This is a genomic window from Bradyrhizobium sp. PMVTL-01, from assembly GCF_051861855.1.
GTDB lineage: Bacteria > Pseudomonadota > Alphaproteobacteria > Rhizobiales > Xanthobacteraceae > Bradyrhizobium.
Genome location: NZ_CP193982.1, coordinates 8031087 through 8043663 on the forward strand (window position 1 = coordinate 8031087; position 12577 = coordinate 8043663).

General features: G+C 61.3%; 7 protein-coding genes and 1 pseudogene. 6 read left to right on the forward strand and 2 right to left on the reverse strand.

Annotation, left to right across the window (positions count from 1 at the left end):
• The first annotated feature begins 13 nt into the window (after positions 1 to 13).
• The gene (locus tag ACRQ5Q_RS38735; RefSeq protein WP_439395048.1) at positions 14 to 2035 is read left to right on the forward strand and encodes a YgiQ family radical SAM protein; all 2022 of its coding nucleotides are present in this window, start codon (positions 14 to 16) and stop codon (positions 2033 to 2035) included.
• A 544-nt stretch (positions 2036 to 2579) separates the two neighbouring features.
• Positions 2580 to 3329: a ThuA domain-containing protein gene (locus ACRQ5Q_RS38740; protein WP_439371518.1), complete on the forward strand. Its 750-nt coding sequence runs from the start codon at positions 2580 to 2582 to the stop codon at positions 3327 to 3329.
• Positions 3330 to 3639: 310 nt separating this feature from the next.
• Here ACRQ5Q_RS38740 and ACRQ5Q_RS38745 read toward each other — a convergent pair whose 3' ends face one another.
• Positions 3640 to 5619, reverse strand: a complete 1980-nt coding sequence (locus ACRQ5Q_RS38745) for an acyltransferase family protein (RefSeq protein ID WP_439395050.1) — start codon at positions 5617 to 5619, stop codon at positions 3640 to 3642.
• Between the two features lie 604 nt (positions 5620 to 6223).
• Here ACRQ5Q_RS38745 and ACRQ5Q_RS38750 point away from each other — a divergent pair.
• The 4 genes and pseudogenes from ACRQ5Q_RS38750 (at position 6224) to ACRQ5Q_RS38765 (ending at position 10979) form a co-directional block, all read left to right on the forward strand.
• A complete protein-coding gene (locus ACRQ5Q_RS38750; protein ID WP_439395052.1) occupies positions 6224 to 6586 on the forward strand; it encodes a hypothetical protein in 363 nt (120 codons plus the stop codon).
• Positions 6587 to 6785: 199 nt separating this feature from the next.
• Positions 6786 to 7218: pseudogene (locus tag ACRQ5Q_RS38755) on the forward strand (SphA family protein).
• A 547-nt stretch (positions 7219 to 7765) separates the two neighbouring features.
• Positions 7766 to 9523, forward strand: a complete 1758-nt coding sequence (locus ACRQ5Q_RS38760; protein WP_439395054.1) for an adenylate/guanylate cyclase domain-containing protein — start codon at positions 7766 to 7768, stop codon at positions 9521 to 9523.
• 475 nt (positions 9524 to 9998) lie between these two features.
• A complete protein-coding gene (locus ACRQ5Q_RS38765) occupies positions 9999 to 10979 on the forward strand; it encodes an ABC transporter substrate-binding protein (RefSeq protein WP_439371522.1) in 981 nt (326 codons plus the stop codon).
• 317 nt (positions 10980 to 11296) lie between these two features.
• On the opposite strand, the gene clcA is transcribed toward ACRQ5Q_RS38765, so the two are convergent.
• Positions 11297 to 12556 (reverse strand): H(+)/Cl(-) exchange transporter ClcA, encoded by a 1260-nt coding sequence (gene clcA / locus ACRQ5Q_RS38770; RefSeq protein WP_439375738.1) that lies wholly within the window; start codon positions 12554 to 12556, stop codon positions 11297 to 11299.
• Positions 12557 to 12577: the final 21 nt, after the last annotated feature.

Sequence of the window (12577 nt, forward strand, 5' to 3'; positions counted from 1 at the left end):
ATGCGTAGGCGCCATGGACACCCAGATCATCACCGCCGAAAAGCCCCTGATGGCCAAGGCCCGCCCGCGCAAGGCCGCGCCGTTCCTCCCGACGAGCCGCGCCGAGATGGATGCGCTCGGCTGGGATGCCTGCGACATCGTGCTGGTGACCGGGGACGCCTATGTCGACCATCCCAGCTTCGGCATGGCCATCATCGGCCGCCTGCTCGAGGCGCAAGGATTCAGGGTCGGCATCATCGCGCAGCCGGACTGGCATTCGGCCGAGCCGTTTAGGGCGTTAGGCAAGCCAAAGGTGTTCTTCGGCGTCACCGGCGGCAACATGGATTCCATGGTGAACCGCTACACCGCGGACCGGCGCATCCGCAGCGACGATGCCTATACAGCGGGGGGTGAAGGCGGCAAGCGGCCGGACCGCTGCACCATCGTCTACGCCCAGCGCTGCCGCGAGGCGTTCAAGGATGTCCCGATCGTGCTCGGCGGCATCGAGGCCTCGCTGCGCCGGATCGCGCATTACGACTACTGGTCCGACAAGGTGCGCCGCTCGGTGCTGGCCGACGCCAAGGCGGACTTGCTACTCTACGGCAATGCCGAGCGCGCCGTGGTCGAGGTGGCGCAGCGGCTCGCCGCCGGCGAAGCGCCGCGCGAGCTCGACGACATCAGGGGCGTCGCGCTGTTCCGGCGCGTGCCCGAACACTACGTTGAACTCCACGCGGACGATCTCGATTCCGCCGACGAGGGCGCAACGCGCCAGAAGGGCGCGACCGTGATCCGGCTGCCAGCACTGGAGCAGGTCGAGCAGGACCGCGAGGCCTATGCCCGCGCCTCACGCGTGCTGCATCGTGAGAGCAATCCCGGCAATGCGCGGCCGCTGGTGCAGCGTCATGGCGACCGCGACCTCTGGCTCAACCCGCCGCCGATCCCGCTCACCACCGAGGAGATGGACGCGGTCTACGACCTGCCCTACGCCCGCGCGCCGCATCCCTCCTATGGCGAGGCGCGAATCCCCGCCTGGGAGATGATCAAGTTTTCGGTGACGATCATGCGCGGCTGCTTTGGCGGCTGCACCTTCTGCTCGATCACCGAGCACGAGGGCCGCATCATCCAGAACCGCTCCGAGGGCTCGATCCTGCGCGAGATCGAACGCATCCGCGACAAGACCCCGGGCTTCACCGGCGTGATCTCAGATATCGGCGGCCCCACCGCCAACATGTACCGGATGGCCTGCAAGGACCCGAAGGTCGAGGCGGCGTGCCGCCGGCCGTCCTGCGTTTTCCCGGAGATCTGCCCGAACCTCAACACCTCGCATGACGACCTGATCCGGCTCTATCGCAAGGTGCGCGAGACCCGTGGCATCAAGAAGGTGATGGTCGCCTCGGGCGTGCGCTACGACCTCGCGGTCGAGAGCCCCGAATACATCAAGGAGCTCGTCACCCATCACGTCGGCGGCTACCTCAAGATTGCACCCGAGCACACCGAGCGCGGTCCGCTCGACAAGATGATGAAGCCGGGCATCGGCGCTTACGACAAGTTCAAGCGGATGTTCGATGAAGCAGCCGAGCGGGCCGGCAAGAAATATTACCTGATCCCCTATTTCATCGCGGCGCATCCGGGCACGACGGACGAGGACATGATGAACCTCGCGCTGTGGCTGAAGAAGAACCGCTACCGCGCCGATCAGGTGCAGACCTTCCTGCCCTCGCCGATGGCGACCGCGACCGCGATGTACCACACCGGCGTCAATCCGCTGCGCGGCGTGCGCCACGGCGGCAGCGACAAGGTCGATGCGATCAAGGGCCTGCGCCAGCGCCGCCTGCACAAGGCATTTTTGCGCTATCACGACCCCGACAACTGGCCGGTGCTGCGCGAGGCCTTGATCGAGATGGGCCGCCGCGACCTGATCGGCTCGCAGCCCCACCAGCTCGTCCCCGCGCAGCAGCCGCCCGGCACCGGCAAGGCCGCCGGCACCAAGCGCCCCGTTCGGCCCGGCGGCAAGACGCAGCGGTTCACGACCAAGGGCCTCCGGGTGATGAAGTAGCGGGCCAGAGCGCGATGCTCTCGTGCCTCCCAAACAAAGATGTTCGAAAACAACCCCATGCACAGTAGCCGGCCCTAGTGGGATCAATGGTTTAGATGTCCGGCGAAGACGTTTGACCCGTCGGGCAAACAATCGTTGCGCCGTCGGGCAAAACAGGCGCAGAATGGCATGATCGGGCACGTGGGATAGAGCGAGCCCGGTCTCCGCCCGCATCGATATCCTCGAGCTTCGCACCGCGTCCCGCGCGCAGACTGTTGCGCGCCCGTTCGACCTGTTGGGGGATGCTTCCCGGCAATCCGCACCTTGCGGCCTACCCAGCGACTCCGGATGCGCCAGGGCGTGCACTCATCAATCGATCAGCCCCTGAAGCAGGCCATGGCGTTCTAGCTTCGAGACCGGACATGGCCGGTTCGTTTCTGGAAGTCAGCGACATTGCCGAGTCGAGGCTATCAAATGAACCGCGAGCGTAGGGCGGCGCCGCAGGGCGCGCGGCGCGCTGATATCTGGTAAGCTTTTCCGGCCGGTTAAGCATCGGGAGAGGGTTGTGACGCGACGCGAGTTCATCGCACTCGTCAGCAGCGCGGCGGCAATCCGACCGCTCGGCGCGCGTGCAGAGCGCCCGCCAGAACGTGTCCTCTATTTCACCTACTCGGCCGGCTATCGGCACGACGTCATACCACTTTCCGAAGCAATCCTGACGCAGCTTGGAAGGAATTCCGGTGGCTTCGAAGTCATCGCAACGGAAGACTTGTCTGAATTTTCCACCGGAAACCTCGAGCGGTACGCCGCTGTGATGTTCTACACAAGTGGCGAAATTCCGATGAGCGGCGCCCAAAAGATAGCACTTCTCAACTTTGTGCGCTCGGGACGTGGCTTTCTCGGCGTTCACTCGGCCACGGACACATTCTACACTTGGCCAGACTATCTCGATCTGATCGGCGGCTACTTCAACGGTCATCCCTGGCATCAGGGTGTGACCATCGAGGTGGCTGCAGATCCACTGGTGGCGTTTCTGGGGAATTCGTTGCAGTTGAACGATGAAATCTACCAGATCAGCGACTTCGACTATCGCGGATCACGCGTGCTCCTGCGCCTCGACCAAAGTTCGGTGGACCTCAATAAGGCCGGTGTGCATCAACGCTTCTATGGTTGGCCGCTCGCCTGGAAACGATTTTACGGCGAGGGGCGAGTGTTCTATTCGGCGCTTGGCCACGAGGCGTCGGTCTGGCAGGACCCGCGCTGCCAGAAAATCCTCACTAACGCTATCCTCTGGTCTACGAGAAGGTCGGCGTAGTGCAACCGGATTGCTCCTTTCCTACGGGCAAATATTGTGGCGGCCATCGACAATGCCGCTCGCCTTGATCGAAACTGGCTGTCGCCCGGCCTGTCGGATTCTCGGAAGTACCGACGCTGCAAAGGACTGAGGGCAAGAACATAGGCCACTGCCCCCTCAATGCCGGTTGTCACTTCGGGTGTGGGTCAAAGGCTGCCTTGGCCAGCTTGCACGGCCCTGTTCGGGTCACTTCAGGAAGCAGACCTCGCGCCGCTCTGAGCCAGGGTCAGCCGCGGGCCAGCTTCGCACATTCCGGGAAGGCGAGAGACAACTACATCAACAAGAAATCAAGAAAATGCAAATGGTTCCGTACGAAGGCAGGACGAAGATGGGCCCCGTCGGAAAATTTCGGGTCGCGTGCTCCGAAAAAGGCTGAGCACGTTTCACCGTTCCCGCAGACGTCGGGAAAGACATCCAGGATCTTCGCTCCGGTGCGTTCCGCGACGGCACGCAATTCGGCGTCATGCTCAGCATTCACCGTTCGCAAATCGGCGACCGGGACGGAGTTCTCAACATTCGGATCGGCGCGAATGCCGGTGATACCCCGCGTGACCATACGTTGAGGGTTGAGTCCGGTAGAAGACTGCGGCGCACCCAATACGAGGTAAACTGTCGCATTCAGTTTCAGTTCGCGAACATAATCTTCGAGGTTGGCATAGAAAGCACGCCTTCCTTCCTCTCCGCCATCCAGAGGAATAGACTTACCCTCTCGTTCGACGAAGGCATTTTTCCTGGGCCAGTAATGAGGACTGAGAACGACCGTTTGGACCTTCTCTCTTTGTACCAATTCTGACAATCGGTTCGCGACTTTAGCGCAATTTGCGAATTCATCGCGAGCGATCACACCAGGCACCAGCGGGCAGGCTGGGCCTGTCACGAAATAAGCACGGACCGCCAAGCGCCCTTCGTCTGCGAGTTGCTGCAGACGAGGGCCATAGTGAAACACCATACTGTTGCCCGCCAGCGCGACCTTGCGAGCGCCTTGGCCGATTTGAGCCACCATGGAATGTCCGCGACTGTCGTACTCAAGAACGGTCATGCCGTTCGTAGGCGCGTAGATCGCCTCAAGAGTGGCGGCGTTTAGTTTTTCCAGATCGAGGCTGTTGCGAAAACGTTGCGGCACACCGCCAATGGCCCATACCGCCAAGCCACAAGCACCGACCATGGCGACGCAGGCTGCGACAATATGAGTGGGCCGCGAGCGGTTAGAACTAAGGCGAACAGGGCGTTCAATAAAACGGTACGTGGCCCAAGCCAACAGCAAGCTCGCGATCACAATTCCGAAGGCCATAAATAAGGTCGGGGGCTTCCCTCGGATAACATAAGAAAAGGCGATCAGTGGCCAGTGCCACAGGTATAGGGGATAGCTGATGAGCCCTATGGACACCGCGACGCGATTTGAAAGAATGGCTTTGTTGATAACGGCATTTGATCCGGCCAGAATGACCGCAACCGCACCCGCCACGGGCAGCAAAGCGAGCCAGCCGGGAAAGCGCATCTCCGATGCAAACAATCTCGCGGATATCAAGACGGCTGCCATGCCCGCCAATGAAATTACGTGCTTAAGGCCCCCTTTGAGGTTGATGTCCGGGCGCCAAGCCAGTGCTGCGCCGGCGAGTAGTTCCCAGAAGCGCGAGATCGGCAGGTAGAAGTCGCTCGACGTGTCAGTGAGCGAGACCGCGATATTGACCGCAAAGGAGGCCACCAGCAGCGCAACTATCAAACGCCCAATCGCGGCCTTTAGCTTGAAGGCGATCCAAAGCAGCGGTGGCCAGAGGATATAGAACTGCTCCTCGATACCCAAAGACCAAAGATGCAGTAGTGGCTTTGAAGTAGCGGCACTGTCAAAGTATCCGCTCTCCCTCCAGAGCGCGAAGTTAGACAGGAAGGCGGCCCCGAAAAAGACTTGCTTGCCGAGCTGAGCAAGTTGCGAGGGCATCAACACGACGAAACCATATGCCAACACCGCGGCGAGGCAAACAGCGAGCGCGGGAAAGATGCGCCTGATGCGGCGCCGATAAAAGCTCGCTAAGGAGAACCGGCGCTGCTCTATTTCACTGAACAGGATTCTCGAGATGAGATATCCGGAGATGACGAAAAACACGTCTACGCCAACAAAGCCGCCGGGCAGCCACGCTTCATCAGGGAACGCGTGGAAGATCACCACCGAAAGCACAGCCACCGCCCTCAATCCGTCGATATCGGGGCGATAATTGTGGGGGAGAGTAGTTGTATCGATCGGTGCAGTCATTTGGCGATTTTGCGTGGTTGATCGGGCTTAGCCAATGTTTCGGGTCAAAACCGGCTGTGCCGACCAGTCCTGTCGTGCGTCCGCTCTGCTCGGAAGAGCAAACCTAACGGCGAGTTGCTTCGAAGGGCACCTTCGGGCCAGCAGGCGACATCGCAAAATGAAAAAGGCGCGTCACCAGGGCATCGCTTACTGCTTGATCAACGCCAGCAAGGCTCGGTTTGAGCGCTGAGCGACGCAGTTGCTGCGGGAAAAATCAAATCGTGCGATGTGTGAGCTGACTCGGATCGGGTGAGCCACTCGCCGAGGCTCTTCGCGTGAAGATGTGCGGCCCGCCAGACATCTAGGACAGCACTATTGTCGTAATCGTGGCGCCCCAGTCACGGTTTTGAAAGAACAAAGTGGCAGCGGGGGTCTTGCCGAGTTTCCGATAGACGCTCGGTTGCTCGCGCTACACTGCGTCAGGTCAACGCAGCCGGAATGTTCGGCCAGGAAAAGAAGGCAGCAAGAAATAGGGGGCGGCGATGCAACGCCTTCGATTTGGCTCGGAATTCACGTTTCTCGACTGAAGTTTTACCTGTGTGGTGGGTCGGTCGCAGCTCTGCTCGTGCTTCCTGTTCAAATCGCTCGCGCCGATGAAGGCGGCGTCGGCTTCTGGATACCCGGGTTCTTCGGCAGCCTTGCCGCTGTCCCGGCGCAGGCGCCAGGGTGGTCGGTAAGCACGATTTATTATCACACCTCGGTTTCCGCCGGCGCCGATGTGGCGCGTGCACGCGAGATCACGATTGGTCGCATTCCCGGGAATCTGACGGCCACCGTGAGCGCGAACGTCAAGGCCAATGTGGATCTTGGCCTCGTTGCCGGGACCTACACCTTCGCGACCCCTGTGCTGGGCGCTCAGGCTTCTGCGAGCCTGCTGGGAGGCTACGGTTCCAACTCTACATCGCTGGCGGGTCGGCAGGCGCGTTGACGACACCGGCAGGCGCGATCCCCTTCTCTCGCTTCGACACCATCGATAGCTCACTCCCGGCGTTTGGCGATTTGCTGCCAATGTTCCAGCTGAAGTGGAATGCCGGGGTCGACAACTACATGACCTACATCACCGGGGACATCCCGGTCGGCGCCTATCAGTCGGACCGTCTCGCAATATAGGGCTCGGGCACTGGGCGATCGACGTCGGCGGCGGCTACACTTATTTCGACCAAAAGACCGGGCGCGAAGCTTCGGCCGTGCTCGGATTCACCTACAACTTCGTCAATCCTGCGACCCACCATCAGAACGGCGTCGACATGCACCTCGACTGGGGCGCTTCGCAATTCCTGACCAAGCAGTGGCAGGTCGGTGTCGTGGGTTACCTCTATCAGCAACTCGGCTGCGACAGCGGCTCCGGCGATCGCGTCGGCTGCCGTGGCCAGTGTCGGCCCGCAGCTCGGCTACATCTTCCCGATCAATGACAAACTGCAGGGCTATCTCAACCTGAAGGCTTACGGCGAATTCGCCAACGAAAATCGGCCCGCGGGTTGGAATGTCTGGCTGACGTTCAATCTTGCGCCTGCGGCGGCACCGCCCCCCGCGCCAACAAGACCAATGTTCACGAAATAAAGGCGCGACTGCCGGACCCGCGGACAGAAGCTTTCTCAATGTATTGCCCCTTGCAAAGCTTATGAAGACTGACGCGACTTAGCTCGATCACGCGGCATCCTCCTACGTCCCACCAGCGCGGTTTCCTCCCCTGGAGGCTTTCGGACGCCGGCCGCAGAATACGCGGCGCCGTCCCTCAAGCGGCCGGCATCCGAAGCCCTCCACATGCCGTGGCCCGCTCACATCGCCAGTTCAGGTCACCTACGGCAAGCAGAGCTCCAGGCGCTTTGAGCTAGGTCAGGCACGGCCAATAGCCGACATAAATCGATCCCCAGAGAGGTTCGTCACTTGGGTCCTCAGCCAATCTGTGGGTGCTGCAGCGACATATCGAGCATTCTACACGCCCGCAGATGCCGCGGATTGATGATCCGACGAAATACATGTTCCCGGGGCGCGGTCGGCCCAGGGCTACTTTTCCGAACAGCTGGAATTGTTGTCTGATCCCCTCTACACTCGACCGACACGTGGAGCGGTCATGGCGCAGGAGGGGGCATCCCGAGGACGCAGGTTGGCGGCGATCATGGTTGCCGACGTAGCCGGCTATTCGCGGCTCATGCACAATGACGAAGAGGCTACGCACGCGCGCCTGACCGCGCTTCTGACAGATGTCATCGAGCCGGCCATCGCGGAACACGGAGGCCGCATCGTCAAATACACCGGCGACGGCTTCCTCGCCGAGTTCCCGAGCGCGGTCGAAGCAGTTCGAGCAGCCGAGCATTTCCAGGCTGGCATTGGAAATCTCGCAGCCCAAGAGGCGGAAGAGGACCATATTGTCTTCCGCGTCGGCATCAATATCGGCGACGTCATCGTCGAGGCGAACGATATCTTCGGCGACGGCGTCAACATCGCGGCCCGGCTCGAGGGGATCGCCGAGCCGGGTGGTATTTGCATTTCCGCATCAGCCCATGATCAGGTCAGCGGCAAGATCGATGTCGAATTCAACGATCTGGGCGAGCACAGCCTCAAGAACATTGCGCGGCCCGTACGCGCCTATTCCGTGAAACGCAAAGGGCCCGACTTGATCGGGCACGGCTCAGCGTCGCATCAGCCCGCCGCGCCACGCCTGTCCATCGTCGTGCTTCCTTTCACCAATTTCGGCGGCAATCCCGAGCAGGACTATTTTGTCGACGGCATCACCGAAAGCCTGACGACCGATCTGTCGCGCATCCCGGGCGCCTTCGTCATCGCACGCAATACTGCGTTCACCTTCAAGAACAAGCCGGTGGACGCTCGCGTAGTCGGCCGCGAGCTCGGCGTGCGCTATGTCATGGAAGGCAGCGTGCAGGGCAGCGGCGATCGCGTCCGCGTGAACGCTCAGCTCATCGATGCGGCGACCGGCGCGCACCTCTGGGCCGAGCGATTCGACAAGCGGCGCGCCGATGTATTCGACATGCAGGACGAGATCACCACACGGCTTGCCCGGATCGTCGGTGTCGAGCTTGTCGCGGCTGAAAGCCGTCGGGCCGAGCGCGAGCGGCCGGGGAGCATGGACGCGGTCGACCTCGCAATGAGGGGTTGGGCGATTCTCAACCAGCCCCTGTCGTTGCGCGGCCACCGTGCGGCATGCAATCTTTTTGAAGAGGCGCTCCGGCGGGACGATCGCAATGTCGAGGCTTTGATCGGCCTTGCCACCTATCATTCTGATGAAGTTCGTACGTTTGCTTCGACAAACCGTGACGAACAGCTGCGTATCGCCGAGACGGCGATCACCAAGGCGTTGAATCTCGCTCCGCGCAACGCCTCGGCACGTCTTGTCTATGGCAATGTACTGCATGTCTCAGGAGCGACGGAGCGGTCCCTGCGCGAATTCGAATTTGCCATCACGCTCGATCGTAACCTGGCCTGGGCCCACGCCAATGCGGGCTTCGCGAAGGTGTTGCTCGGGCGTGCAGAGGAGGCGGAAGCGGACCTCATGAACGCAATCCGGCTGAGCCCGCGCGATCCCGGCTTGGATCGCTGGCACGCCCTGCTCGGAATTGCAGACTTGTTTCTTGGGCGACTGCAACCGGCGCTGAACCGATTGCGCAAGTCGGTCGAAATGAACCCGAACGTCGCCTTGGTGCATTTTTTCCTGGCCGCCACGGCGGGTCTGAGCGGGCTCACCGACGAGGCGAGCGCGGCGCGGGAAGCCGGCCTCCGGCTCGACCCGAACTTTACCGTGGCCCGATTTCGCAACGAGCGGCGCAGTCAGAACCCTACATTTTTGGCCCAGCGGGAGCGGATCTATGAAGGTCTGCGCTTAGCTGGCGTGCCGAACGGAGAATAAACGTCCTCCACGGCTGGTAGAATCTATGTCGGCTCCGGCCGTTTTCACACAGCCAGGGTCAAGGGCCGACCTGGGCAGCTCCACGATGCTATTCTGCTCAGCCTTCGAAAGCGGAGATTGCGAGGCGAGGAGCGCAAGTCAACTAAGCGCCAATAGCGAAGTGACCATCTAGGGAATACCGCCTCCCGTGCTGAACCTTTCCCCATTGCGAATCGACCTATCATTGTCAGATGGGATGACGTGCGGTGCGAGGTGAGCCCGTGGTCGGATCGAGATTGCCTCTGATCAGCATGTTCGTCGTGCTAGCCGCGGCCCTGTCGTTTGTCCTGAGAGCACCGGCTTGGCTTCTCCTGATCCTTGGGTCGGCGGCACTCGCGCTGCTCTATACAGTTGCAAGGCTATACTCGCGGTACGACCGGCTCGACCCTCGTTTTGGCAGTTGTATCGCACCAATTTCCCAACCCAGAGATCACCCGTGAAACGTCGCGAGGCGATTGTTGTCTTAGCGAGTATGCTTACTGCTGGGACGGCGTTTGGGCAGAAAGCTACGAGCAAGCGCGTCATTGGCGTTTTGATGGGAGCCACAAACGACGCGGAGGCAGCAGCCCGCGGATCGATTTTTGAAGATGCACTACGTAGACTAGGATGGCGCTCCGGCGAGAACGTCACGATTGAATATCGTTTTGCGGCGGGCGATCCCAAGCTTGTGCGCTCTCATGCGATGGAGCTTGTTGGCATGAAGCCGGACGTGATCCTCGGCGATGGGACGTCCGCAACTGCGGGCCTGCGAGAAGCGACTGGCACAATTCCCATCATCTTTGTTCAGGTTACCGACCCCGTAGGGACCGGGCTTGTTGCAAGTTTGGCCGAGCCGGGTGGCAACGTCACCGGATTTAGCAATTACGAATTCAGCATGGGTGGCAAGTGGCTCGACATCATTCGGCAGATAAATCCGGGAGTGAAAAGGGTAGGCGTGCTTTACAATCCTCAGGTTGGTCCATTTGGAAAGCTGTACGTGCAAGCAATCAATGAAGCGGGAATGGCGGCAAACGTCAGAATTGAGGCAGCCCAGGCAACAGATACAAATGGCATGGAGGCATTCGTCGATTCCCTTTCTCCGGAATACGAAGCCCTGATCGTTTTGCCCGACATTTTCACCGTGACGCATCAGAAAGCGATCATCACGAAGGTCGCGCAGCGCCGCTTGTTAACCATGTATCCCTTCCCGTACTTCGTGAACGCTGGCGGCCTCGTCGCTTATGGAGTCGACCAGCGCGATTTGTTTCGTCGGTCTGCATCATATGTCGACAGGGTTCTCAGGGGAGAAAGCCCTTCTGCACTTCCAGTTCAGCGGCCTGTAACATTCAGGCTTGCCGTAAATCGAACGGCCGCAAGCGCCCAGGGAATATCGCTTCCCGCGACCTTGCTCGCTGTCGCCGACGACATCGTCGAATGAATTTTGGCTGGTCGCCAACCGCGAAACGTGGGCACATCCATTAGTCAGCAGGCAGCCAAGATTTCCGGTAAGGATCTGCATCAAACCTTTCTTGGAGCGAATGAGCCGCGCGGAGCGATGTCTCAGTTGGGTCCATCGCGTCCGTTCGCTCCGGTCAAAGGCCTCCGGCTTACCCCTCACGGCCGACATCGAGGCGTCAGGCGGAGTTCGCCCACGATGCCGACGACAAACGCGGCCCACGAGCAGAATTTCCGATTGAACAAGCCGGAGGCCTTTAACATTGCGCGCATCGGCGTCGTTGGGCGATGACACCGATCTCATCTCTGTCTGATCTGCCGCTCCAGGCGCAGCGTATGCTCGCGCAGCGAATCGTAGATCGGTGCATTGCCCAGCAGCATGGGCAGCAGCATCGCCATGAAGCAGGCGCCCAGCATCGGCAGCAGCATGGTCACGCTACCGGTCATTTCGGCCACCAGAACGATGCCGGTCACCGGCGCGCGCACGACGCCGGTGAAGAGAGCGGCCATGCCCACCAATGCAAATGCTTCCGGCTGGATCGAGAGCGCCGGGAAGGCGACGCGGCAAGCCTCTCCAAATAGCAGCCCGGACTGGGCTCCCAGCACGAGCAAGGGTGCGAACAGGCCGCCGGGCGTGCCGGCCGCGTATGAGAGAGCGCCGAGCCCGAACCGGATCAGGAATGCGACCCCCAGGATCGCCGCATTCTCATGGCCGATCAAGGCGCGCTGCGTGATCTGATCTCCGCCACCGACCAATTCGGGCGAGAACCAGGCCAATAGGCCGACGCTTGCGCCGATCAACCCGGCGCGGAGCTCGATCGGCAGCCGTCCAAACCGGTCGCGAACTGCGATGGTCGCGAGCAGGGCGCGATTGTAGGCGACGGCCAGCAGACCCGCGATGCCACCCAGAACCAGGAACAGCGGGGCGGATTCAGCCCCGGGATAGCTCAACGGCGCGACCTCGAAGTCGGGTGCGACCCCGAGCAGCAGCCGTGCGACCGGGATCGCCGTTGCCAGCGCTGCAAGGGCAGCGACGGCAACACGGTGCTCGAACCTCTGCACCAGTTCCTCCAGCACAAACACGAGCCCGGCAATCGGCGCATTGAAGGCCGTCGCAAGGCCCGCGCCGGCGCCAGCGGCGAGCAGCACCCGGGCATCCGCCCAACGGAGTCGGCCGAGGCGCGCGGCGAAAACCGCGATACCGGCGCCCATCTGGACGGTCGGCCCCTCACGCCCAAGCGCGAGCCCGGAGCCGATCGCCAGTATTCCGCCGAGGAATTTCACCGGCACCAGACCAAACGGAGCCGGTGGGATCTCTTCGCGCAGGACAGCTTCGACATGCGGAATGCCGCTGCCCGAAGCGTGTGGCGAGAATTGCCGCACCATCCACGCGGCAACCAGGGTTGCTACGGCGCACCCGCCGACGACGGTGAAGAACCCCCAGATTGCGTGGCCATGGGCCCAGGCGATCATCGCATCGCGCAGACCATCCGCACGCACGAGCAAAAGCCGGAAGATCGCCCCGACACATCCAGTCGCAGCTCCTACGATGAGAGCCATCGCCGCGAGCCCCAACAGGCT

Coding starts and splice junctions, on each gene's coding strand:
- ACRQ5Q_RS38745 (WP_439395050.1), bottom strand. CDS start 5,619: ATGACTGCACCGATCGATACAACTACTCTCCCCCACAATTATCGCCCC.
- ACRQ5Q_RS38735 (WP_439395048.1), top strand. CDS start 14: ATGGACACCCAGATCATCACCGCCGAAAAGCCCCTGATGGCCAAGGCC.
- clcA (WP_439375738.1), bottom strand. CDS start 12,556: ATGGCTCTCATCGTAGGAGCTGCGACTGGATGTGTCGGGGCGATCTTC.